18 protein-coding genes are annotated in these 24,099 nt (G+C 50.5%); 8 read left to right on the plus strand and 10 right to left on the minus strand.

Features of this window, described 5'->3' with window-relative positions; all coding sequences use genetic code 11:
• Positions 1 to 186: 186 nt before the first annotated feature.
• The 7 genes from feoB (B7989_RS08520) to B7989_RS08550 form a co-directional block, all read right to left on the minus strand.
• The gene (feoB, locus tag B7989_RS08520; RefSeq protein WP_088628099.1) at positions 187 to 2,940 is read right to left on the minus strand and encodes a ferrous iron transport protein B; all 2,754 of its coding nucleotides are present in this window, start codon (positions 2,938 to 2,940) and stop codon (positions 187 to 189) included.
• Positions 2,940 to 3,224, minus strand: coding sequence for a FeoA family protein (locus B7989_RS08525; protein ID WP_072799378.1), 285 nt, complete (start codon positions 3,222 to 3,224; stop codon positions 2,940 to 2,942). Before B7989_RS08525 ends, feoB (B7989_RS08520) begins: the two co-directional genes overlap by 1 nt.
• A gap of 48 nt (positions 3,225 to 3,272) precedes the next feature.
• On the minus strand, positions 3,273 to 3,710 hold the full coding sequence (locus B7989_RS08530) for a metal-dependent transcriptional regulator (RefSeq protein WP_088628100.1): 438 nt from the start codon (positions 3,708 to 3,710) through the stop codon (positions 3,273 to 3,275).
• Between the two features lie 349 nt (positions 3,711 to 4,059).
• Positions 4,060 to 6,141: a heavy metal translocating P-type ATPase gene (locus tag B7989_RS08535; protein ID WP_088628101.1), complete on the minus strand. Its 2,082-nt coding sequence runs from the start codon at positions 6,139 to 6,141 to the stop codon at positions 4,060 to 4,062.
• Positions 6,142 to 6,144: 3 nt separating this feature from the next.
• Positions 6,145 to 6,369 (minus strand): DUF1490 domain-containing protein, encoded by a 225-nt coding sequence (locus tag B7989_RS08540; RefSeq protein WP_088628102.1) that lies wholly within the window; start codon positions 6,367 to 6,369, stop codon positions 6,145 to 6,147.
• Positions 6,370 to 6,623: 254 nt separating this feature from the next.
• On the minus strand, positions 6,624 to 8,870 hold the full coding sequence (locus tag B7989_RS08545) for a TonB-dependent receptor (protein ID WP_233144327.1): 2,247 nt from the start codon (positions 8,868 to 8,870) through the stop codon (positions 6,624 to 6,626).
• Positions 8,871 to 9,031: 161 nt separating this feature from the next.
• Positions 9,032 to 10,372, minus strand: coding sequence for a hypothetical protein (locus B7989_RS08550; protein WP_088628103.1), 1,341 nt, complete (start codon positions 10,370 to 10,372; stop codon positions 9,032 to 9,034).
• A 312-nt stretch (positions 10,373 to 10,684) separates the two neighbouring features.
• Here B7989_RS08550 and B7989_RS08555 point away from each other — a divergent pair, with 312 nt between their 5' ends.
• The 8 genes from B7989_RS08555 to B7989_RS08590 all read left to right on the plus strand — a co-directional run bounded on the left by B7989_RS08555 (position 10,685) and on the right by B7989_RS08590 (position 20,371).
• Complete coding sequence (locus tag B7989_RS08555; RefSeq protein WP_088628104.1) at positions 10,685 to 11,521, plus strand: AraC family transcriptional regulator; 837 nt, start codon at positions 10,685 to 10,687, stop codon at positions 11,519 to 11,521.
• Between the two features lie 35 nt (positions 11,522 to 11,556).
• Positions 11,557 to 13,308 carry an ABC transporter ATP-binding protein gene (locus B7989_RS08560; RefSeq protein WP_233144328.1) on the plus strand — a complete coding sequence of 584 codons (1,752 nt, stop codon included), beginning with the start codon at positions 11,557 to 11,559 and terminating at the stop codon, positions 13,306 to 13,308.
• Positions 13,301 to 15,031, plus strand: coding sequence for an ABC transporter ATP-binding protein (locus B7989_RS08565; protein WP_088628106.1), 1,731 nt, complete (start codon positions 13,301 to 13,303; stop codon positions 15,029 to 15,031). Before B7989_RS08560 ends, B7989_RS08565 begins: the two co-directional genes overlap by 8 nt.
• 90 nt (positions 15,032 to 15,121) lie before the next feature.
• On the plus strand, positions 15,122 to 15,688 hold the full coding sequence (locus B7989_RS08570; protein ID WP_072799359.1) for a DUF3793 family protein: 567 nt from the start codon (positions 15,122 to 15,124) through the stop codon (positions 15,686 to 15,688).
• Between the two features lie 42 nt (positions 15,689 to 15,730).
• Entirely contained in the window at positions 15,731 to 16,159 is a 429-nt protein-coding gene (locus tag B7989_RS08575) for a flavodoxin (RefSeq protein WP_088628107.1), read from the plus strand.
• 125 nt (positions 16,160 to 16,284) lie between these two features.
• Complete coding sequence (locus B7989_RS08580; protein ID WP_088628108.1) at positions 16,285 to 17,145, plus strand: ATP-binding protein; 861 nt, start codon at positions 16,285 to 16,287, stop codon at positions 17,143 to 17,145.
• 73 nt (positions 17,146 to 17,218) lie between these two features.
• Positions 17,219 to 19,567, plus strand: coding sequence for an RND family transporter (locus B7989_RS08585; RefSeq protein ID WP_088628109.1), 2,349 nt, complete (start codon positions 17,219 to 17,221; stop codon positions 19,565 to 19,567).
• 15 nt (positions 19,568 to 19,582) lie between these two features.
• Entirely contained in the window at positions 19,583 to 20,371 is a 789-nt protein-coding gene (locus B7989_RS08590; RefSeq protein ID WP_088628110.1) for a ZIP family metal transporter, read from the plus strand.
• 8 nt (positions 20,372 to 20,379) lie between these two features.
• Here the strand turns inward: B7989_RS08590 and feoB (B7989_RS08595) are convergent, their stop codons facing one another.
• The 3 genes from feoB (B7989_RS08595) to B7989_RS08605 all read right to left on the minus strand — a co-directional run bounded on the left by feoB (B7989_RS08595) (position 20,380) and on the right by B7989_RS08605 (position 23,751).
• Positions 20,380 to 22,428: a ferrous iron transport protein B gene (feoB, locus tag B7989_RS08595; protein WP_233144329.1), complete on the minus strand. Its 2,049-nt coding sequence runs from the start codon at positions 22,426 to 22,428 to the stop codon at positions 20,380 to 20,382.
• Between the two features lie 2 nt (positions 22,429 to 22,430).
• The gene (locus B7989_RS08600; protein WP_233144330.1) at positions 22,431 to 22,682 is read right to left on the minus strand and encodes a FeoA family protein; all 252 of its coding nucleotides are present in this window, start codon (positions 22,680 to 22,682) and stop codon (positions 22,431 to 22,433) included.
• A gap of 61 nt (positions 22,683 to 22,743) precedes the next feature.
• Complete coding sequence (locus B7989_RS08605) at positions 22,744 to 23,751, minus strand: virulence RhuM family protein (protein WP_088628258.1); 1,008 nt, start codon at positions 23,749 to 23,751, stop codon at positions 22,744 to 22,746.
• Positions 23,752 to 24,099: the final 348 nt, after the last annotated feature.

A 24,099-nucleotide genomic window follows, 5' to 3' on the forward strand; every position in this document is an offset into this window, starting at 1 on the left:
CAGGTTTTTTACAAATAGTGCTACAAAAACGCTTGGCTATCGCCTTCTGTGTGCTATTGTTGCAAAATGCGTGCCAAGATGTTTTAGTTTAGTTTCAAAAATTAGATTAATCTAATTCAAACTTTTTAATTAAGGGCCGGCAGGTTTTGGGCCTACCAGCCCTTAATAGTTCTTGATTCGAAAAGATTAGTCTTCGAATCTCTTTTCCTTGTTGGCCTTCATGCCGAAGAGCTTGAGGAAGATTCCCGTACCCACCAGCGCCACGATGGCAGCGACGATCCACTTGGTATCGCCTCCAACCGGCACCTGATAGAGGAGAACCGCCACAGCCCAAGCAAGAATCGTCTGAACCGTTGCCATTAGGATAGCAAGGCCGAGGCCGATTTCGCGGGCTACGACACCCATTGCAGCAAGGCAAGGCACATAGAGCAAGATAAAGATGAGGAATGCGAACACCTGCCAGTTAAAGCCATCCACCGGGTTACCGTTCTTATCCGGGTTGTGGAAGTAAGAGCGGAGGTTAGCGTAGATGTCGGCGGTTTCGGAAAGGTCGCCTTCTTCGAGAGCACCCATTTCGTCTTCGTTGAGCGTGATGCCAGCAGCAGCGAGCTTTTCGAACACGGCTTCGCGGGTCTTTTCATCCTCTTCTTCTTCGCCGAAGGTAGCGATGGCAGCGAATTCTTCGCAGGTCAGCACCTTGGCATCAGTAATCTTGTCGAGAGTTTCTTTCTTGAGTTCGGCAGCTTCCTGGCCTTCCAATTCACCGGCGGTTCCGAGAATGTCGGTGAGCGAGCCGAAGACTTCAGAGAGATTTGCCGGAATCGAGCCGAGAGCTTCGAGCACGGCACCCTTGATATCGGGAGCGCCACCTTCTTCCTCTTCTTCGGCAGGGCATTCGTCTACACCGGCGATAAGCACCTTTTCTTCTTCAGCCTTTTCTTCAGCAGGTGCTTCGGCAGCTTCTGCAGGAGCAGCGGCACTGTCAGCGACAACAGCGCTATCCGTTGCAGCGGAATCAGCGGCGGCAACTTCAGCAGGTTCAGCAGCAGGTTCTTCAGCCTTCTGCTCTTCAGCAGGAGCTTCCGCATTTTCACCCGCCATGGAATACAGCGAGTTCATAGTACCGATAACGGCTTCCTTAGCCAACAGGCCCGTAAACAGAGACACAGAGGCCGGCCAGTTTTCCTTCTCGACACCAAACGGCTCGAACACCGGCGTAATGGCCTTACCGATGGTAGAAAGCAAGCTGTTTTCGGAGTCACCGTTACCGGCAGTGAATTCAAAACCTGCCGGTTCATCGGCCGGAGCATTTTCGTCCACAGCCTTCTCGACAATACCGAAGCTGTTGAGGAAGCCGAGGATTGCAACGGCAAGCGTAATCACCTTACCGGCGCGCCAGATGTAGTCGCGCAGGCGCTGCCAGCAGTGAATCATCAAGGACTTGAACTTCGGCAAATGATACGGCGGAAGTTCCATCACAAAGTTGCTGGCCTGGCCCTGGAACAGGGACTTCTTCAAGAAGAGACCGTAAGCAACAGCGAAGAGAACGCCAGCGAGGTAAAGCAGGAACACGACCGTGCCCGCCATCTTGCCAAAGAATGCAGCAGCGAACAGCGCATACACAGGAAGGCGAGCGCCGCAGCTCATGAACGGCACCAAGAAGATGGTGAGGAAACGTTCACGCTTGGATTCCAGCACGCGAGAGCCCATAATGCCAGGCACGCCGCAACCAAAGCCCACCATCATCGGCACGAAGGCGCGACCCGGAAGGCCAAGGAATCTCATGAAGCGGTCTGCAACGAAAGCGGCACGAGCCATGTAACCCGAGTCTTCCAAGAACGAAAGGCACAGGAACATGAAGAAGATGACCGGAATGAAGGTCGAAACCGTCTGGATACCGGCACCGATACCGTCGGCGAGAATAGCGGACACAAAACTCGGCGCATGGAGAACATCCGTGAGCACGTAGCCGAGGCCGTCCACAAAAATTGCACCAAACAGTACATCAAAGAAATCAATGAATGCAGAACCGATAGTGACTGCTACCCAGAACACCAAATACATGATGACAAGGAAGATCGGGAGCGCCGCCCAGCGGTTCAAAAGCACAGCATCAAGCTTATCCGAGAAGGTCTTCTTCTCGCGTGCAGCGACAATTGCCTTGCCCGCCACACTGTGCGAAATGGAATAGCGGTTTTCGGCCATCGCAAATTCCGGTTCTTCGCCAAGAATCTTTGTAACGTCGGCCTTGTTAATCTTTACGCCAGCTTCGGCAAACTTGTCGGCATAGCTATTCTGGTTGCCCAAATACATGAGCGAAACCCAACGAGCGTCCGCATCCAAGAGCTTTGCGACGGTCGCCACCTTCGGTTCCAAGACCTTAACGGTTTCTTCAATCTTGTCACCATAAACCATCTGTTTCGGGAGCGGCATCGGAGATGCCAGCACATGGCCCATTTGGCTGATAAAGTTAGTGACGCTCTTTTCGCTCACAGCGGAAAGCGGAATGCACGGCACGCCGTAAACATCAGAAAGTTCATCGAGGTCCAGCTGGATTCCACGATTTTCGGCGATATCCATCATATTGACGGCAATCACCATCGGGATATGCATATCGGCAAGCTGACTCGTGAGGAACAGGTTACGTTCGAGGTTCGTGGCATCAACAATGTTGATAATCAGGCTTGCTTCGCGGCTGAGCAAGTAGTCAACAGCAGCGCGTTCGTCTTCGGCATTTGCGAACAAAGCGTAAGTACCCGGAAGGTCCACCAGGCGAATCTGGCGGTCACCCAGTTCAAAATAACCTTCTTTCTTTTCGACAGTCACGCCGGGCCAGTTACCCACATGCTGACGGGCACCCGTAAGGGCGTTAAAGAGAGCCGTCTTACCGCAGTTCGGGTTACCGGCAATAGCAATCGTCAAAAGTTTTCTAGCAGCCATTATACCCTCCTCAGCTTGAGCACGTTCGCTTCTTCTTTACGGAGCGAGAGTCTATAAGAAAGCACGGCCACTTCGATCGGATCGCCGAGCGGGGCAGCTTGCAAGACTTCGATCTGGACGCCACGCACAAGCCCCATCGAAAGAAGCTTGGACTTGTAGCGAGAATCGCCTTCGTTATAGCCGACGATTTCCACCTTGTCGCCCTTTTTGAGTTCCGAGAACTTGGGCTCGGTACTCCACTTTTTCGTTTGCGACTTTCCGCCGCAACCACAATTACAGCTCATATCATCCTCATATAAAAACGGGAAAACTCTTGAGCGGAGCATTCCTGTTTACTTTGTGTTTTTGACAACCCTTAGTTTTTTCACCGAAGAAACTTTTGCCGAGGCAATCGCATTCGACGGTTTCACAAAATCTTCAATCTTACCGAGCGTTTCTGCCGAAAGAATATGTTCCATACTGCAAGCGTCCTTGTCGGCAATCGCCTCGGACACGCCCAGCTTAATCAGGAAACCCTTCAGAAGAATATGACGGTTCAAAATCATGGCAGCAACGCGCTCTCCCTCTTCGGTGAGTTCCACACCGCTATAGGGTTCCTGCCTTACAAGGCCCATTTTCTTGAGTTCAACCATGGCCTTTGCCACCGACGGCATTTTCACGGCGAGAGCGGCAGCAATGTCTTTGACGCGGGCAAGCCCGTTCGCCAGGCGCAACATGTGCACCATTTCTAAGTAGTCTTCTAAACTTTGAGTCAATTTTGTATGGTCCATTTCAACCAGCCTTATTTAGACGCGGCTAATATAGTTTAATAAATCTAATTAGGCAAGGCTAAAAATATTACCGAATTCGTATTTATTTAGATAAGACTAATTTTATAAGAAAAATTTACATCATTTTCGTCATTTTACCCTTGTTTTTGTAGTTAGATTTATCTAACTTTTAGTTAGACAAGTCTAATTCAGAATGTCGCCATAGCTTTCGGACTCAGGCTTGTTAGGTTGAATCAAAAAATCAATTCCCTCTTTTGTGTCTCTTTGGGAATAAAGGTGCCCCCGCTCAAGTAGCTCTGAGCAGGGGCATTTTTGTTAATTTAAGCCAATTATTTAGGCGGAGGGGGCCCTACACCCGCTTCAACGGCGTCATGCTCTTGGCGCAAATCGCCATGGTCGAGAGGTTGTGCAGCAGGGCCGAGGTCGAGGGGGCCAAGAAGCCGAAGAAACCTGCGGCCAGGAGCGACGTGTTGAAGGCGACGATAAAGCGGTAGTTCGCCTGGATGCGTTCCATGAGCTGCGTACTCAATGTGCGGAGTTCGGCGAGGTCGCGCAGGTCTTCGCTGCGGAGGGTCACGTCGGCGGTTTCGCGGGCAATGTCGCTGGCATCGCTCATGGCGACCGACACGTTCGCGGCGGCAAGGGCGGGAGCATCGTTGATTCCATCGCCCACCATAATCACGCGGCGGCCTTCGGCCTTCATCTTTTCCACATAGCGGTGCTTGTCTTCGGGCAACACCTGCGCAAAGAAGGTGTCAATGCCCAAAAGTTGCGCCGTGCGTTCGGCAGCCTTCTGGCTATCGCCGGTAATCATCGCTACATGCTTGATTCCGCGTTCACGGAGCATGCGAATCGCTTCTGCTGCTTCGTCTCGCGGAGGATCGCTAATGCAAAGCACACCCGCGAGGTTTCCGCCAATGGCCAGGTAAATCACAGAAGCGGCTCCGGCGAGTTTGTCAATCTTTTTCTGTTCCGCCTCGCCCACTGCAATTTTTTCGTCTTCGACTACAAAATGCTTGCTACCGATAACAGCGCGTTCGCCATCGAGAGTCGTCGCAATCCCGTGCGCCACAATGTACTTGACATCGGCGTGTTCTTCTTCGTGGTCGATTCCCCGTTCGGCGGCACCGCGCACAATGGCGCGTGCCTTGCTATGCGGAAAATGCTCCTCGATGCAGGCCGCAATGCGCAGAATTTCTTCTTCGCTGCGATTTCCGAACGGAATCACGCGTTCGAGTTTCGGTTCCGCCTTGGTGAGCGTTCCCGTCTTGTCGAAAACGATGGTGTCTGCAAGCGCGAATTCTTCCAGGTACTTGCCGCCCTTCACGGTCATGTTGCGGTCGGCCGCTTCGCGCAGCGCCGAAATCACCGAAATCGGGGTGGAAAGCTTGATGGCGCAAGAATAGTCCACCATCAGAATCGAGACCGCCTTGGTGATGTTGCGCGTAAACAGGAGTGTGAGCCCGAATCCGATAAAGCTGAACGGCACGATACCATCGGCAAGGCGTTCGGCGCGGCTCTGGATAGAGGCCTTCAGGTCTTCGGAGCGGTCAATGAGTTCGATGATTTTCTGGATCTTGGTATTGCCACTCACGGCACGCACCGACACGACAATCGAGCCTTCGTCTACGATGGTGCCCGCAAAGACGGATTTTCCAACAGTCTTATGAACCGCCTGCGATTCGCCCGTCATGGTCGCTTCGTTCACAAAGGCATCGCCTTCGGCAACGGTTCCATCCACCGGAATCATGCTGCCGGAACGTACATGCACAAGATTGCCCACCTGAACGTCCTGCATGCGTACCTGAACATCGACGCCATCTCGAACGACCCACACCTTGTCCACCTTCACGGCAAGGCTTGCAGTAAGGGCGGTGCGTGTACGCGCCTTGGTGTAATCTTCCAAAAGGCTACTTACGTTCAGCAAGAACATAATGGTTCCCGCCGATTCGTAATTGCGCTGCAGGATGCTCGCTCCGATAGCGGCTCCATCTAACACCTCGACAGAAAGCTTTCCTTCACCAAGGCAATTCAGGCCCTTCGCCACAAACTTGAGGCCCCTGTAAATCAGGTGCACCGTGCGGATAGGAGCCGGAATAAACAACTTGGCCAAGTAACGCCGCGCAATCATGAACGCGAGCTTATTCTTGAAATCAGAATCAAGAGCCTGCAGCTGATATTCGGTATCGGGTTCGATTTCCGGAAGATTTGCAATGTTCAGATTTCGAACGAAATCAATCACCTGTTCACGATAGCCATCTTCGTATTCCAGCAGAATACCGCCGTTTTCCGAATGGACTACCGCTTTCTGGACATAAGGTTCACTCACGCATGCCATGTGGATGCGCGGTTCATGCATTTTCTCAAACGCGTAGGCCCCCGCCCGAAAGCGGATTCGCCCCGGCTGATCGTAAACAATCTTGAATTTCATGGATTACTTCGCTTCTGCTTCTTTCTTTGCGTCGTTGCAGATGTCAGCAGCCTGGTCCTTCATATCCTGGAAGGTAGCCTTGGCGTCGGCAGTAATCTTCATGCCTTCGGCAAGTCCCTTGACGGCATATTCGCGGGTTTTGGGAGCCTTGAGAATCTTCTTGATGATAGCCGGGCCAACGACACCAGCCACCACACACCAGAACTTTTCATTTTTCCATACGGACATAGCTTACTCCTTGTTAATGTTTTTCCACTTTCATTGTCATGCCCGCACAGGCGGGCATCTCCATTTCAAGTGGATTTGTTTGTTACTATAAATCTATCTCTTTTTACTTCAAAAAGCAACTTACATACAAACTAATAAACAGACTTAGAGCCTTAGTCCCATAAGCTTTCCAAGCGACTAACAATGTTGCAAATTTGAAATTTAGTTGACAACTTGCAACTTAGTTAGTAGCGATACAACTTAGTTAGAAAGAACTACCTAAAACTGTATCTAATCTTAGTCGCGAAAGTGCGTCCCGGTTTAGATTCTCCATACTTATCGTAAACGGTTTCGTCCATAAAGTTATCGACTTCAAAGCTCCAAGCGAGTTTGTTTTCCCACACGGAATATTCAATACCTAAATCCTGCGTGAACGATGCATCAATCTTTCTGCTTTGGCGAGAACTGACTTTCCAGCCGTAATAGTATTCATCGGTGTAATTTGCGGCCCACCAGAACTTGACAAAATCGTTCTTGTTGAGTATATCACCCATGTGGAATTCGGCCATATAATTCGTAAAGAACCGCGGAATGTTCGGGATGATTGCATCTTCTAGAATTCCCTGCTTTGCATTATAATCGATATTGCGCAAATCCTGGAAAGTCCAGTTCGTTCCGAGCAACACCCATTCATTCACATCGAGTTTTACGTCGCCTTCGTAGCCCCAGCCGCGAATCGGGTCCATGTTAAAGTACGGCACCGACATTTGTGAAGTACCCATATAATGGATGCGGTTCTTGTAATAGGAATAAAACACGTCTCCGTCAAATCGGAATCGTGCAAACAACGGGATTTCTTGCAAATCAAGAGACAGGCCCACGTTAAAATTGTCCGCTTCTTCGGGCTTGAGGTTTGTCGCGGCACTCACGCGCACTCCATCGCCAAAGAGTTCGTCAGGCGTGGGCAAGCGCACCGCATGCTGGTAGGAGCCCTTGACCGAAAGCGGCTTTACAATCCTAAACATCAAGCTTTCATCGTAACTGAAATCCGTATAATCGTTCGATTCTACAGAAGCCTGCTGCAACAAGCTCGTCGATGTGTTAGAAATTTCAGCCTTCAAGTAGTGAAATTTGAAACCAAGTAAGTTCTGCAACCTAGAATCAAAGAAATTATCTTCAAGCGAAAGGCCCGTCGTCACAGAAATTGTCTTTCCCGGGAAACCCGCCGTATTGAATCCCACCATTTCAGAGCCCACATCATCTTCAGGATCTTCCTTATGATACCTGAAAAGAGTATTCCAGTAAACAAACTGATTTTTAATGAACTGATAATCCAAATTCAACAAATTGTTGAAGTCATAAGCCTGAACAGTCCTCAGTTTCGGGAGTCCCATTGACGAAAGTTCGCCCACATTTTTCTTTGCCGTATCGCAAGCATACCAGTTGCGGCAATGCACTCGGCTCGTATCAATGACTTTATTTTCGCCATATCCGAACGAAAAATGGTTTCCAAAATTCAAGTCTTTCACAAAGATATTCTTCTTGTCAAGCCCGAATGTCGCTCCAAAATTGTACCCTTCGGACATCGCTTCCACAATGCGGTTTGCATCGCCCTGAATTTCCTTCTCAAACGCACCGTAGCTTACACCCAGCGAAACCTGGTCAAACCAAGCATTCATCAAGTTTGCAAAAGCCTGTACATTGTAAGAGGTGTAATGGTCGTGATCGCGAACAATGCTCGTGTCTTTGCCCGTAGAACTTTTCATATAAGGCGAAGTAAATTTGTAATCGTTGTCGGAATGGTTAAAATACCCCGACACACCCACTTCCAAGCCTGCGCCACCCACAATACTATCCACCAAGTGGCTCGCCGTTACAGAAGCCTTGTGCGTATTAAAACTCGAAAGGCTGTAAGAAGCGTCAATCGAATTGGCAGGACGTTTCTTGGTAATGATATTGATAGCACCGCCTGCGCCATCCGTTGCAAAACGTGCCGGAACATACCCCTTATAGACTTCGATATCGGCAATTTGATCAATAGGAATATCGTCAAGGCCCAAGTTGCCCTGTGTTTCGACAGGAACACCGTTCACGAGCACCTTGATATTCTTGCCTTCCATGCCGCGAATGTTGATTTTACCTTCGCTGCCCACGCCACCGGACTTGCGCACCTTAACGCCCGAAGCGGAATTGACCGCCTTCGAAACAGTCTTGCTGGTATTCTGCATTTCAGCAGCATCAATCGTCGCAACCGATTCGGCCTTTTTTGCCTGTTTAGCCTGTTCCGCTTCTATTTCAGATTCCACCGATAGTTCATCTAGCTGCGTAACCCCCGACGCACTTACTTGTGCAGGGGCACCTGAATTCGACACATCGGCAGACTCCGAATTTTCTGGAGCAGTTTCTTCCAGAAAATCGTCTATCGAGGTAATTTCATCATCTTGAGCACGGACCGAAACCGCACCAACCGTAGCAAATATAAGGGCAAGCGTGGCCGCCTTGTAAATAAACATCTTTTTCATCGCAGCGCAATTGAGCAAATTTTCGCTCAAAATTCTACTCCAAATAGGCTGCTAAAAACCCGAATAGTTTTTTCCTTTTCATAAAGCAAAATCCGCCCTTGCTTAAGCAAGAACGGAAGTTTGTGTTTATGAGGATATTGAGGTTTTATGGAGATTTTTTCTTACTTGAGTGGCACAATCCACATCGGAATCGGTTCCACCGTAGCAATCTTTTCGGCCTTTTCCGTCTTCGGGTCATAACGGAAGTAGGCATTGCCGTCTTCTTCGGTAGACACAGCAAAAATCACGGTACCGTCTTCATCAATGTACTTACCATAGCTAGCCCAGCTAGAAGAGTAACCAATCGGGAGAGCCTTCATGGTCTTCTTGGCAAGATCGATTTCCACCGGCTTGCAAGTGTTATTGTGGTAGCTATCCATATCAGTCCAAACCTGCTGCAGGTCCACCATCACGTTCAAGAATGCATAAACCTTAGTTCCATTCGCGTAGGTAGTGGGGCTCAGGTACTTGAAGTTACCTTTCTTGGTAACATCATCGATAGCGACTTCCTTGGTTACGAGCCAAGCATAATCCTTATCGAACTTGGTTTCACCCACCTTGATACGCAGGAAGCCATCAACCTGGCCGGGAGCATAGCCCCAGGAGGCGTTACTGTAGCAGTAAATGTAGCCATCAGCAACAATGAACGCCTGATTCTGAGAGTCGTCAAGAGAGCCCACAGCAGCAACGCGGTCATCTTCGGCCACGGCAATCACGGAATCCTTTTCAACGTCAATGATAGCGACTTGAGCCGTATTACCGGTAGCATAGTCGCTCACGTTCTGCAAGAGGCCAACGTAGAGGCGACCATCCACAATCACGCCAGTACCCGGGCTCACCACGAGAGCGTCATCACCCTTGTACTTAGAAAGGTCTATTGCGCCGGTGGTTTCCATGGTCTTCGGATTGATGATAAGGAGCGAATCAAGCATGCCGCCCAAATAGGCCTTTTCTTCGTTCACAAAGTAAATGTGGTTCGCCCATACGCCCGGGAGCGTGAGTTCAGCAGACTTTTTACCAATCTTGTTGTTGGCATCGAGGCTGTAGCGGGCAATGGAACCGATGTCAAGGTCTGCAATGAATAGAGATCCATCGTAATAAACGACACCTGCGCGGGTGCCGACTTCAATATAGTCCTTGCCCAAATCACCGGTGTGGTCCAGAGACATGGTGCCAATGAACATCGTTTCGCCCGAAGCGATCGATGTTGCGAATTCACGCTTGTATTCGCCCTTTTCTTCTTTCTTAGAACTGCTAGAGACGTCCTTGCTATCGCTAGATTTAGCTTCGCTACTGCTAGACTTGCCCTTACTGCTGCTAGATTTGTCCTTGCTGTCGCCGGACTTTTCAGTCGAAGAGGAAGAGAGTTCCTTGTCGTTGTCAGAGCTTGCCGAAGAGGAATCGTCGCAAGCAACCAGCATACCGAGCGACACGATGAGCGCCGCCAAGAATCTTTTTTTCATATTAGCTCCTGAAATGGTGCGGAAAAACCGCGGTTGTTAATTTTGCGGAGCATTTTAGAAATGTCTTTGGGGCCGTTCTACTCCAAACGGAGGTGGAAAAATCCGATTGGATTTTTAAGGGGGAAATCGTCTTTTTCGTTTTGTTTTAACTCCGTTCAGTCATTTTTCACTCCATTCAGACATTATTGCAATAAAATTTTTCTATTGCCGTCACAAAATTAGCCTTGACGAAGTTTTGTTTACTAATTAGATTTGGCTTACTTTTTAAGACTAGACTAACAAAGCCAGTTTAAAGAGATTTTTGAGGGAAATATGTTGAATATTAACGGAATTGAATGGTTGCACAAAGTCGGGTGCTACCATACAACGCTTGAAAGGGATCCGCTCCTGGTTCTTGAATTTTGCCGAAAGGGGCAAATCAGCTGGGCCGGCGGAGCACTCCCCTGCAATCAGCTGAAGGCAGGAGAAATGCTGGTTTACGACGCGTGGACTTCGGGAGCGCTAACGCGTTCCGCCGATTACTGCGGCGACCGCATCTTGTTCTTTGAAGAATCGATAAAGTACATCCGCGAACATTTTGCAGGTTTTCTGATTGACATCAAGATGCTCGCACAGAAAATGTGCCGACCGGGCCGACCGTTTATCGTCCACACCAAGGAAGAAGTCGCCAGCGCCTTCGAAAAGATTGACAACAAGTCAAAGAATTTGCAGGCGGAATATGGCAGGCTCGCCATTTTGGAGCTTTTGCTCACCCTGAAAAACCTAGACACGCAGCGAGAATCCATTTGCCGCGAATGCAATTTATCTTCGATGCAAATTGAAAAAATCTACTGCATCCGTTCTTTTATCTGCGAAAACATGGACAGTCATTTCACCATCGAGGAACTTTCCAACAAGTTTGACATGCCGCCTACCGCAATGAAACTCTGCTTCAAGAACGTGTTCGGTTTGCCGGTATTCACTTACGCTCGCCGCGAGCGCATGAAACTGGCCGCCAAGCAACTTCGCGAGTGCGACCGTGGAATTCTTGAGATCGCAGGCGAAGTCGGCTACAATAACGGGAGCAAGTTCGCCCACGCCTTCCAGGATGTGATGGGCATGACCCCAAAGGAATACAGGAAAAAATACAGGATGACAAACGTCGCATAATTATGAAAAAGACATTCTCTAAACTCTACGCTTACATGGGATCGCGAAAACCGCTGTTCCCGCTTGCATTGATTCTCTCGGCATTGAGCGCCATCGCGGGGCTCGTGCCGTTTTTACTGATGTGGCTCATTGTCCGCGAGGTGATCTCTGGCGGTGACATGACGAACATCAAGATTTTTGACTACTCCATCGGAGCGGTCCTCGCCTCGGTCACAAGCGTATTGCTCTACTTTGCGGCCCTCGCCTGCTCGCACATGGTTGCATTCAGGCTCGAAGGCGACCTGCGTCGATTCGCCATGAAAAAGTTGATGTCAGCTCCGCTTGGATTTTTCGACAAGAACCCGACAGGCAAACTCCGCAAGATTATCGACGACAATGCTGCAATTACGCACACCTTCGTCGCGCACGAAATGCCCGATATTTCGGGCACCATCCTGATTCCCATCGTGGCGCTTGTGATGATGTTCGTTTTCGATTGGCGACTCGGTCTTGCCTCTTTGGTGCCTATCGCCTACGCCTTGTTCATTTTGGGCACCCTTGGCCGCAGGGGAACCAAGTTCATGGAACGCTACATGCAGGCCCTCGAAGAGATGAACTCCGAAGCGGTGGAATACGTGCGCGGAATTCCCGTAGTCAAGGTTTTCCAACAGACGATTTTTTCGTTCAAGAGTTTCTACAACAGCATCGTGACTTACCACAAGATGGTCACAGCCTATTCCGACAACTGGAAAGTCCCTTACTGCATCTACACGATTCTCGTGAACGGATTCGTGCTGTTCCTGGTGCCGACGGCAGCGCTCATTATCGGTAACAACGGCGATGTAAAACTCACCATCGTGAACATGATGATTTACGTGTTGGTAACACCGCTGTTCTCGCAATGCGTGATGCGCAGCATGTACCTGAGCAATGCCACGAACCAGGCGGGAATCGCGGTTGACCGTATCAACGATATCGCCCGCACCAAGGATTTGGAAGTATGCGACAATCCGGTGCCGATGCAAAAATTCGATGTAGAATTCCAGAACGTGAACTTCACCTATCCCGATACCGACAAGCAGGTATTGAGCGACATTTCGCTCACGGTACCGGCGGGCCATACGGTAGCGCTTGTCGGGCCTTCGGGCGGCGGCAAGAGTACAATCGCAAAACTTTTGCCGCGATTCTTCGATGTCGATAGCGGCGAGATTACTATTGGCGGTGTTCCCGTAAAGCAGATTGACCCGAAGGAACTGATGAAGAACGTTTCGTTCGTGTTCCAGAACACGCGCCTTTTCAAGATGAGCATTTTGGACAACGTTCGCTACGGCATGCCCGATGCAACTCTCGAGCAGGTAAACAAGGCGCTTGATCTTGCGCAGTGCCGCGAAATTATTGACAAGCTGCCGGGCGGTATCGACACCGTTATCGGGAGCAAGGGAACTTATCTTTCGGGTGGCGAGCAGCAGCGAGTGGTGCTTGCGCGCGCTATCTTGAAGAACGCTCCCATCGTGGTGCTAGACGAGGCGACCGCCTTTGCTGACCCAGAAAACGAACGCTTGATTCAAGAAGCTTTGCACAAACTGGCCGCAGGCAAGACCGTTCTGATGATCGCCCACAGGCTTACAAGCGTGGTGAACGCCGACCAGATTATCGTTGTTGAAGATGGCGAAATCGCTGAACGCGGAACGCACGACGAATTACTTGAAAAGAACGGCATTTATGCCAAGATGTGGGCCGAATACCAACAGTCTGTCACATGGACCCTCGACAATTCCAAGGATAATGAAGGAGGCGAAAATGTATAAGTGGGTTCAGAATACTTTTGCTCTTTCGGAAGAAGGCTCCCGCACGTTTGTCCGTGGCGTTGTCTGGACATTCCTGCACTTTGTTTCACTTATGTTCCCGATGATGATGCTCTTTTATTTTTTGATGGAGCAGATGGGCATTGGTGAATTTGCAGGCAAAACTCCGCACGGAACCTTGTTCTATGTGGGAATTGCTGCAGTCCTGTTTATCGTGATGCTTGTCATTTACAGGTTTTCGTACAGTGCGACTTACAGCAGCGTGTACGACGAAAGTATGCGCCGCCGCGTCTCGATTGCCGAAAAACTCCGCAAGTTGCCGCTCTCGTTCTTTGGCAAGAAGAACCTTTCGGACTTGACTTCGACCATCATGGACGATTGCAACGCACTCGAAATGATTTTCTCGCATGCGGTGCCGGAACTTTTCGCCGCCATCGGGAGCGTCACCATAATCGGAATCATGCTGTTCTGCTACAACTGGAAAATGTCTATCGCGCTTTTCTGGGTGGTGCCCGCAGCAGCATTGCTCATTGCGCTTTCCAAGAAAATTCAGGACCGCTGGTTCCAGAGTTCTTACAATGCGCGTCGTGAAATCATGGAAGACATCCAGGAAGGCCTCGAAAACGTGCAGGAAATCCGTTCCTACTCGGGCGAAGCCGCCTACCTCGACCATTTCGACAAGGACTGCATCAAATACGAAAAAACGCAGATGGATTCCGATATCAAGGTTGGCATGTTCCTGAATTCGGCGCAGGGCATTCTCAAGATGGGTCTTGCCACGGTGCTGATTACAGGCGCAAGGCTTTGGACCAAGGGCGAAATCGACGTGTTTACCTACCTGGTGTTCATCGTATGCGCGGCAACGGTCTACAATCCGGTTTTCTTGGTGTTCAACAATCTCGCCGAGCTCTTCTTTGTGAATGTGCGCCTGCGCCGATTCCGCGAAATGGACCAGATGAAACCTCAGGAAGGCGTAACGGCATTCGTTCCCCAGAATTACGATATCGAATTCAAGGATGTCGACTTCAATTACAACGAGAACAAGCAAGTCCTGAAAAAAGTTTCGTTCACGGCAAAGCAGGGCGAAATCACCGCACTTGTGGGCCCGAGCGGCAGCGGAAAGACGACTGCAGCAAAACTCGCGGCACGCTTCTGGGATATTCAAGGTGGCAAGGTGACCCTCGGCGGGCAGGACATCAGCAAGATTGACCCTGAAACGCTCCTCAAGAATTTCTCCATCGTCTTCCAGGACGTGGTGCTGTTCAACACAAGCATCAAGGACAATATCCGCATCGGCAAGCGCGATGCCAGCGACGAAGAAATCCTGAAGGTCGCAAAACTCGCGGGATGCGACGAATTCGTGCAGAAGATGCCGCAAGGCTATGACACTGTCATCGGTGAAAACGGCGAAACGCTCTCGGGCGGTGAACGCCAGCGCATCTCGATTGCACGCGCCCTGTTGAAAGATGCGCCCATCATCTTGCTCGACGAGGCGACCGCAAGCCTCGACGTAGAAAACGAATCCAAGATCCAGCGCGGCATTTCGCAGCTGGTAAAGGGCAAGACTGTCATCATCATCGCGCACCGCATGCGTACCATCGCAAACGCCGACAAGGTCGTGGTGCTGCAAGACGGTCACATCGCCGAAACGGGCACCCCTGCCGAGCTCAAGGCGAAAGGCGGCCTATTCAGCAAGATGCTCGAATTGCAAATGAACAAAAATTAATACAAAATTAGCCTTGACAAACATCAAGGCTTTTTTGTATATTTGTTAGAGAAATCTAACTTTACAATTTATTTGTAGTTTGAAATAAAAATGAATCGCCTTTTAGACCACCGTCTCGTTCGCCAATGCGCGCCAACACTCGCCGGACTCAAGGTCGGAAGTTTATTCTGCCTTGAATCTTCACCCAGCGAAACGCTGTGCAAACAACTCGCCCACTGGAACAAGGAACTCAACCCTCGCGGCGTGTGCGTGCGCGTTATCGCAGAACGCTGCGGGCGCAGTTTTATTTACGTCTATCGCGAAGACGCCCTGCAAAAGCTCATTGCCGAACCGGAAATCCGCCATTTTTTGGCTGCCTACGGCTACACAGACTTTAGCACCGACTGTGCACTCGCATACATGACGGCGCGCATCCGCAAATGCCACTGTTTTCCGCACGAAGTCGGACTTTTCTTGGGCTACCCCCTCGAAGACGTGAAAGGATTCATTATCAACGGCGGCAGGAATAGCAAATATACGGGCTACTGGAAAGTTTACGGCGATGTAACCGAATGCGAAAAACGGTTCGCCTGCTTTCGCAAGTGCTTCGATGTTTTCAACAAACTATTTGAAAAAGGATATTCGCTGCCGATGCTGACAGTCCGAAACGCAGCGTAATCAAACGACATTTACCTCTTTAATTCACCTAGGAGAATCACAATGGAAAAAATCGCAGTCATTTATTGGAGCGGAACCGGCAACACCGAACTGATGGCAAAATACGTCGCCGAAGGTGCAAAGGCCGCCGGCACCGAAGCCGACGTGTTCAGTGTCTCGGACTTTTCGCAGGGCCAGTTGGGCGAATACGCCCGCTATGCGCTGGGCTGCCCCGCCATGGGCGCCGAGGAACTCGAAGATTCCGAATTCCAGCCCTTCTACGAAGCCGTCAAGCCCGCACTCAACGGCAAGAAAGTCGCCCTATTTGGCTCTTACGGCTGGGGTGGCGGCGAATGGATGAATCCGTGGAAGGCCGACGCAGAAGCCGCCGGGCTCGTGCTTGTGGCAGACCCGCTCGCCATCGAGAACGCCCCCGATGACGCCGGCAAGGCCGCCTGCCAAGATCTCGGCAAGGCGCTCGCCACCGCCTAAAAAGACTTTTTCTTTCTTATAGTGTTTTGGATTGAAGCTGCCCTGACGGAATCACACTCCGTTGGGGCTTTGCCGTCTTTAATTTTCTATCTTTTCACTAGGATTTCTTAAAAACGAGCGATCAGATGGCAAGAGAACTTTCATTTGTCCAAAGCGTAGAACGGAGCATTTCGAAAACATACCGCGAAAGGCTCTGGACGCCATTCATTACCGCCATCAAGAACTACAAGCTCATCGAAGAAGGCGACAAAATCGCCGTCTGCATCTCTGGCGGCAAGGATTCCATGCTCATGGCGAAGCTCATCCAGATGCTTCACCGACACAGCGACGTGAAATTCGACGTGGAATACCTGGTGATGGACCCCGGTTACAACGAAATCAACCGCCAGAAAATCGAAAGCAACGCGAAACTCCTGGAAATTCCCATCACCGTTTTCGAGACGAACATTTTCGACGTGGCAAACAACACCGAACGTTCCCCCTGCTACGTTTGCGCCAAGATGCGCCGCGGCCACCTCTACCACAAGGCAAAAGACCTAGGCTGCAACAAGATTGCGCTGGGTCACCACCTCTCCGACGTCATCGAGACCACCGTCATGGCGATGTTCTACGGTTCGCAACTGCAAGGCATGATGCCCAAGCTCCACAGCCTGAATTTCGGCGGCATGGAACTCATCCGCCCCATGTATTGCATCAACGAGCAAGACATCATCAACTGGAAAAATTACAACGGGCTGCAGTTTATCCAGTGCGCCTGCCGCTTTACCGAAAGTTGCACCGTCTGTGACAACGGCGGTGGCGGTAGCAAGCGGCAAGAAATCAAGATGCTCATCAAGCGCCTCAAGCGCGAAAACCCGAACATCGAAAAGAGCATCTTCAACAGCCTGCACTCCGTCTGCATCGAGACGTTCCCCGGCTACAAGGCCGGCGGCGAACCGCATTCATTCCTTGAAGATTACGAGGATCGCCTACCGCAGAAAGGGTAAGCCTCCCGTCCGTTTGGAGTAGAAAAAGAGGGCCCGGAACGCTATTTTTCACCCCAAAAAAAGTGGGGTGCTTATGCAAGTTTCTCGTGTCAACAAGGTTTTTGCCCGGTTAGGGCGTTTTCAGATCAAGTTTCGCTGGTTGATTCTGCTGGTAACGGCAATTGTGACGTTTTTGGCGTGCCTCGGGCTCCCGCAACTGCAGATGACGAGCAGCGAAGAGGAATGGTTTGACGACTGGGACAAGGTGAAAATTGACCAGGCGCACTTCAACGAAAAATTCGGCAGCGACGACGGCTACATGGTGATGGTCCGCGCCGACGACGTATTCGCGCCGGAGGTGTTGCAGGCAATCGACAGGCTTTCACGCAGGCTCGAAAACGAGGTGCCGTACGCCGACCGCGTGGTTTCGCTGACACACAACTTGTCAATTCCGGTTGCAAATGACGAAGGTTTTGAAGTCATCGACCCATTCGAGGGCGGTATTCCCAACGACCCGCAGGAACTGGAATCGAAAAAGCGGCTGATTCTTTCCCGCGAATCGCTGGTGAACAATATCGTCTCGGACGATTCGAAGGAAACATGGGTTATTCTCTCGCTGAAATCTTACGAGGGCGGCGTCGATTTCGGCAAGGACAGCATCGCGCCTTTCGCCCGCGAAGTCATTTATTCCGACGAATTCAAGAGCGACAAGTTTGAAATGCTCCCGACAGGCATGAGCTACACCGAGATGGAAGAAAACGAAGTCATTTCGAAGGAATGCGCCATGCGCATCGGTTTCGGCTTCCTGGTGATGGTCATTTGCCTTGTTTTGTTTGTACGTTCGTTGCGCGGCGTGGTGGTGCCCGCGATTGCAACAGTCGGCGGCATTGCCTCGGTGCTTGGCATCAACGCATGGCTAGGCATTATCGGCGATGAAAGCATGGTCGCTCTCCCGGTGCTTTTGGGCATGGCACTTTCAGTAGGCTATTCCATCCACTATATCAATTCATTCCGCATGCATTTTAGGCGCACGGGCAACCGCCGCGAATCCGTGATTTGCGCCGTCGAAGAAACGGGCTGGCCCATCCTCTTTACGGTCATTACTACGGTTGCATCGCTGATTTCGTTTCTGTTCGCAGGCATTCGCCCCATCCGCTGGATTGGCGGGATTTCGGCGGGCATCGTCACGATGGTTTATCTGTATGTCATCATCCTGATTCCGATTCTCATGAGTTTCGGCAAGAACGCAAAACCGAACCCGACGCAAGTAAAGTCGGCAGGAGCCACTAAGGCGGACATTCTCTTTGAATTCTTTGGGCGCAAGGTATGCAGGCACAGCGTTATCGTCGCAGTGATTTCGGCGGCAGTAATGTTGCTGCAGATTCCAGGAATGATGCGTATCGACGTGAATATGGATTACACTGAGACCATGGGCGAAAAGATTCCCTTCGTGGTGCGGCTCAAGGACATGCTCAGCGGAAAACTCGGAAGCCTTTACGACTTCAACGTGATGGTGGAATTCGACGATGCAGACGCGCTCAAGGATCCCGCCAACATGAAACGCATCGAGCAACTGGAACAGAAACTCGGCACGCTCCAGCTCACCAAAATTTCGGGCGACAAGCCGCGCGTGCAATCGGTGACGCGCCTCGTGAAAGAGATGAACCGCACGCTGAACGCTGACAGCATCGAGTATTACAAGATTCCCGACGCGCAGGACATGCTCACGCAACTGCTTTTCTTGTACGAGATTTCGGACCCGGACGCACTCTTTGAACGCATGGACGAAAATTACAAGACAACCTTCATTCACATAGAACTGGCCGGCTACGACGCCAAAAAAATCGTCGAGGACCTGGATTCCGCAAACGCTTATGCCGCGCAGATTTTCCCCGACGCGAAAGTCTCCGTGGTGGGCGAAGTCGTGAACTACGCCGAAATGAACGGCAAGCTGGTCGGCGGGTTGTTGCGCTCCTTCGGCGGCTCGTTCGTGATTATCGCCATCATGATGATTCTTGCGTTCGGGAGCATCAAGGCGGGCCTTATCGGGATGATTCCAAACGTCGCGCCCGTTCTCCTGATTGGCGGCGTCATGGGCTATTCGGGCATGCCGCTCGACATGATCACGATGATCGTGATGCCAATGATTCTGGGCATCGCCGTCGACGACACCATCCACATGAACAATCACATCAAATACGGATTCGAGCGCACGGGCAGCTACAGGCACGCGTTACTGCTCTCTTACCGCGAAATCGGAAAGACCATGGGCATGACCACCTTCATCCTTTGCGCGATGTTCTTCGTGTTCATCTTCAGCCCCATGGGGGCCCTCCACAACGTGGGCCTGCTCTCCATCGTGGGCCTCGGAGCCGCACTCCTTGCCGATTACACGCTCACCACCGCACTCGTGTACCTGAGCAAGCCATATGGGAAAGGTTAATACTATCTTTATGGCATGAACGAGCCTGTCTTACAAATTGCCCAAGGTCTTGCCATCCCGTTTTTAGGGACTGTCTTGGGGGCGGCATGCGTGTTTTTTATGCGCAAACAGATGAGCCAAAATCTCAAGCGGGGCCTTCTCTCTTTTGCGGCGGGCGTCATGGTGGCGGCATCTGTATGGAGCCTGCTTTTGCCCGCAATCAGTGCAAGCGAATCGATGGGCAAACTGGCATTCATTCCGGCGACAGTCGGATTCTGGGCCGGCATTCTATTCTTGTATATTTTAGATAAAATAACGCCGCACTTACATTTGGGTAGCGCCACGCCAGAAGGTCCCAAGGCAAAACTCAAGCGCACGACCATGCTTACGCTAGCAGTAACTTTGCACAACTTGCCCGAGGGCATGGCTGTCGGTATCGTTTTCGCAGGCTGGCTTTCGGAGAATGTCGCCATCACGCTTTCGGGTGCGTTTGCGCTTGCCATAGGCATCGCTATTCAGAATTTCCCCGAAGGGGCGGTGGTGTCGCTCCCGCTCCGTGCCGAAGGGGCTTCCCGCAAAAAAGCTTTTGCACTTGGCGCGCTTTCCGGAGCGGTAGAACCTGTAGGGGCCTTAATCACGCTGCTTGCGGCTGAGGCGCTCTCGCCCTTCATGCCCTACCTGCTCTCGCTTGCGGCGGGCGCCATGATTTATGTCGTCATCGAAGAAATGCTCCCCGAAGTCAGCGAAGGAGAGCATTTTGATGCCGGCACCATCCTTTTTGCCGTGGGTTTCACGCTCATGATGGTACTCGACAGCGCGCTATAAAATTTCACTTAGAAAATCAGCAATCCGATGTGGTAGCCGATAAAGGCGAGCCCGAGCGAAAGAGCCAAGTAGTAGCCCATGATGGTGGCTAGCCACTTGAACGAGCCGGCCTCGCGGTAGGTGGTGCCCATCGCCAACACGCAGGGAACGTTGAACATCGATGCAAACAGGAAAGCGAGTGCTTCGGGCTTGCTGATGGTACTTGCAAGAGCCTCGCCCAAGTTTTCGCTTGCAGCCACGCGGGTCACAAGAGAGAACGCCTCTCCAGTGTGGTTGAAAAGCGTGCTCATAATGCCAAGCGAAGCTTCTTTACTGAACATGCCGCCCAAATAAGAGACGAAAAGTTCCCAGCGCATTCCGAAGAACATCGTCACCGGTTCAATCGCATTGCCAATCTTGTAAAGGAGCGTATTTTCCACATTGCCGTCACCCGCGTAAGAGAGCGCCCAGAAAAGGGCCGCCACCATCAGGATCATCTTCAACGCCTTCTTGAAAATTCCCCAGGTGCTACGCCCGACCATCGCAGCAATCATCTTCCAGTGCGGTTTGTGATACGGCGGCAATTCCATAATCATGCCCACGCGTTCATTCTGCGGGACAAGCTTTTTGCCGAACAGGCGCGAAGACCGGTAGAAACTGGCAAAAATCAGCGCCACGTAGCCGATGCCAAACAGCGGTGCGGCCGACCCGAAGAAAGTCGACGCCAGGAACAGCACCACAGCCACCTTGCTCCCGCACGGAATGGCCCACAACAGAACGAGCGCAAGCAAACGTTGCCCGCGGGTATCAAGCACGCGCGTACCGCAAACTGCACCCGCCGTGCATCCAATTCCAGAGAACAGCGGCATAATCGCCTTGCCCTGCAAACCGAGGCGCGAAAGCCAGTTGTCAAACGCATACGAGAAACGCGCCATATAGCCGATTTCTTCAAGAATGCGGAACACGAAAATGATAGCGAAAATGAAACTCGTCATACAAATCGTGATGCAAGTTCCACCGACGAGCACCAAGTTGATGAACGAAATCACCACAGGCCAAACGCCAAGCGCATTGCCAACACGTTCTACAAGCGACTGCAATACAGGCTGCATTCCAAAACCGATTCCCATGCCCGGGAAAGCGAGAATCATACACGCAATCAGCGAAACGACCATGATTCCGAATGCAAAGAACTTGCCCTTGATATGGTGCGTGGCAATGCGGTCCCACTTGCTGAAAACTTTCTCGATGGATTTCGGCGTGGCCGATTCACGCACGATCTTCGAAGCCCAGCGATACTTGGCTTCGCCGGTGAGAATGCCGCCGTCGCGCCCTTCTTCGCTATCGAGGATTGCATCAATCGCATTCTTCCTAGCGAACGGAAGCATTTCATTCACGACACCACAAATGAGTTTGTCTTTTTCGAGAAGCTTTTCCGCAATCCAGATTTTTTCGCAAACGCCGTATTCAAAATCGCCGAGGGCTGCTTCGATACGGCTAATGAGACTATCCGTTTTTTCAGCAAGCTCTCCCCCGCCAACGAGTTCCTCGCGCAGGCTCCCGCTATCAAGGCAAACAGGCGTCTTGATAGCCAAAACCATCTTCTTGAAAAAATCAGGATAACGTTCCGTTTCGGCCGCACTGAAGCCAAGCACCGGAACGCCGAGGCGCTTTTCAATCGCAGCCACGTCAATCTTCTTGCCCGCCGCTTCGGCCACATCCATCATGTTGAGCACCAGCATCACGGGCATGCGAATGCCCACAAAATCCGCCAGCATGTAAAGGCTGCGTTCCAGCTGCGACGCATCTACCAGAATGCACACGAGGTCCGCCTTGCCGCTCTGAATGTAGTCGCGCGTGACGACTTCTTCTTCGGAGTTCGCCGAAAGCCCGTAACTGCCCGGAAGGTCAATTACTTTATATGTCGAACCATCAAAAACAAATTCACCTTCAGCCTGCTCCACCGTTTTGCCGGGCCAGTTGCCCACGCGCTGGTGAAGTCCCGTAAGGTTGTTAAAAAGCGTCGATTTACCAGAATTAGGCTGTCCGAGCAAAGCAATAGTCTTGATTTCGCTCATTTTTACAATTCCACCTTGACAAAAATCTGTGAACTTTCCTTATAATTGACAGCGATTACCGTATCGCGGCAAAAAACGAGCACTGGCGAGCGCCCATCATTCTTGAGGAGCGTAAAGGCGGAACCCGGCGTAAGCCCGATGGAAACAATTCTTGAAATAAAGCGGGAATCGCCTTCGATCTGGGCGACCGTCCCGCAACGATTCTCGCCCATTTCGGCGAGACTCAAACGGTCAACAAAATCAGCATTTTTCATGCGCCAAAAGTAGCCGAAAAACGCCCCAAAAACCGCTCCAAATGGACTTCGGGGAATCCGTTTATTTTCCCTTCATACTTTCCTGGATTTTAGCAATAACTTCTTCGGGTGTTACAAAATTCAAAACGCTAAATGCAGTCATCTCGTTACCCATATCTTTAAAACTCGCCCCAAAGTGATAAACGATATCATCTACAAGCAAGAATCTATCGTGAATGGTTCGCATAGTTTTCAACTCCAGGCCGGGATATTGCTTGTTGTGCAATTCCTTGGCAGCTTTAAATTCTGGTGTAATATGTGCGGAATAAATAACCGCAGTTACTCCTTTTGTTCGCATTGCGGCAAATTTTAAAATTTCAATTGTTGCAAATGGATCGATAAACACTACAGACCGCTTCGCCAATTTCACTAAATCAGCAATCAGAGCAAGCCCGTCAAATCGAGTTCCCGTCGCAAGGATGCCGCCCGTCGGGGTTTGCGCTGCTTTCACAAAGAACTCAATATGCTTTTCAACTGTCGAAAGACGAGTTTCAACATTTTCAAGTTTTGCGCCCTGATTTTCAATTAGTTGCCGTTGTTCCTGAAACCTATTGGCTATCTGCATTCCAGTTGCAACCATCCGTTGATTTACGGCATAACCTTTGAGCATGTAGTCCTTCAAGACCTGATTAGCCCAGCGACGGAATCTTACGCCCGTTCTACTGTTGACACGATAGCCGATAGATATAATCATATCAAGGTTGTAAAAATCAATGCGTCTTGCGACATTTCTTTTGCCTTCTTTTCGAACTACTCGAATTTTTCGAGTAGTTGAAATGTAATCAAGTTCATCGGTTTCAAAAATCTCTTGAATATGATAGGTAATCGTATTTTCTTTAACAGAGAACAATTCTGCCATTTGTCCTTGTGTTAGCCACACAGTATCATTTTCGACACGAACCTCTAGCCGGACATCACCTTCCGGCTGATAGAGTACAATTTCGCCAAAACCCGATTCCGCAGACGGATTCGATAATACATTTGTCGATCCGGCCTTTATGCCGGAATCCTTTTCCTTGATTTTTCCCATAGCCTTGCCTATGGAACGCATTCCCCGAAACGGGCCCCTGTCGGGGGATATAATAAAGTGTTGGAACTTCCAACGCGGGATGAAATATACAATATCATTCCAGGTTGGATTATGATAAAATTGGCTTTTTTAGAGAAATTTGCCGTTCTTTGCACTTAAACGCATTTTTTTTCGCAAAAAACATTCAATTTGTAAATATTTATGTTATTTTTAATGCAAAATAGAGTTTAGCTCTTGTTCTCCAAACGAAATCTGCAAATTTCAAATAACCGGGAACAAGGCGAACGCTCACGCAGGCATGCCGTTGTTAGCAGTGTGTTTCAGTTTGTCGTACCGACTTAATAGTCG

This window comes from Fibrobacter sp. UWB5 (assembly GCF_002210295.1).
Classification (GTDB): Bacteria; Fibrobacterota; Fibrobacteria; order Fibrobacterales; family Fibrobacteraceae; genus Fibrobacter.

Coding starts and splice junctions, on each gene's coding strand:
- feoB (WP_088628099.1), bottom strand. CDS start 2,940: ATGGCTGCTAGAAAACTTTTGACGATTGCTATTGCCGGTAACCCGAAC.
- B7989_RS08525 (WP_072799378.1), bottom strand. CDS start 3,224: ATGAGCTGTAATTGTGGTTGCGGCGGAAAGTCGCAAACGAAAAAGTGG.
- B7989_RS08530 (WP_088628100.1), bottom strand. CDS start 3,710: ATGGACCATACAAAATTGACTCAAAGTTTAGAAGACTACTTAGAAATG.
- B7989_RS08535 (WP_088628101.1), bottom strand. CDS start 6,141: ATGAAATTCAAGATTGTTTACGATCAGCCGGGGCGAATCCGCTTTCGG.
- B7989_RS08540 (WP_088628102.1), bottom strand. CDS start 6,369: ATGTCCGTATGGAAAAATGAAAAGTTCTGGTGTGTGGTGGCTGGTGTC.
- B7989_RS08545 (WP_233144327.1), bottom strand. CDS start 8,870: ATGAAAAAGATGTTTATTTACAAGGCGGCCACGCTTGCCCTTATATTT.
- B7989_RS08550 (WP_088628103.1), bottom strand. CDS start 10,372: ATGAAAAAAAGATTCTTGGCGGCGCTCATCGTGTCGCTCGGTATGCTG.
- B7989_RS08555 (WP_088628104.1), top strand. CDS start 10,685: ATGTTGAATATTAACGGAATTGAATGGTTGCACAAAGTCGGGTGCTAC.
- B7989_RS08560 (WP_233144328.1), top strand. CDS start 11,557: ATGGGATCGCGAAAACCGCTGTTCCCGCTTGCATTGATTCTCTCGGCA.
- B7989_RS08565 (WP_088628106.1), top strand. CDS start 13,301: ATGTATAAGTGGGTTCAGAATACTTTTGCTCTTTCGGAAGAAGGCTCC.
- B7989_RS08570 (WP_072799359.1), top strand. CDS start 15,122: ATGAATCGCCTTTTAGACCACCGTCTCGTTCGCCAATGCGCGCCAACA.
- B7989_RS08575 (WP_088628107.1), top strand. CDS start 15,731: ATGGAAAAAATCGCAGTCATTTATTGGAGCGGAACCGGCAACACCGAA.
- B7989_RS08580 (WP_088628108.1), top strand. CDS start 16,285: ATGGCAAGAGAACTTTCATTTGTCCAAAGCGTAGAACGGAGCATTTCG.
- B7989_RS08585 (WP_088628109.1), top strand. CDS start 17,219: ATGCAAGTTTCTCGTGTCAACAAGGTTTTTGCCCGGTTAGGGCGTTTT.
- B7989_RS08590 (WP_088628110.1), top strand. CDS start 19,583: ATGAACGAGCCTGTCTTACAAATTGCCCAAGGTCTTGCCATCCCGTTT.
- feoB (WP_233144329.1), bottom strand. CDS start 22,428: ATGAGCGAAATCAAGACTATTGCTTTGCTCGGACAGCCTAATTCTGGT.
- B7989_RS08600 (WP_233144330.1), bottom strand. CDS start 22,682: ATGAAAAATGCTGATTTTGTTGACCGTTTGAGTCTCGCCGAAATGGGC.
- B7989_RS08605 (WP_088628258.1), bottom strand. CDS start 23,751: ATGGGAAAAATCAAGGAAAAGGATTCCGGCATAAAGGCCGGATCGACA.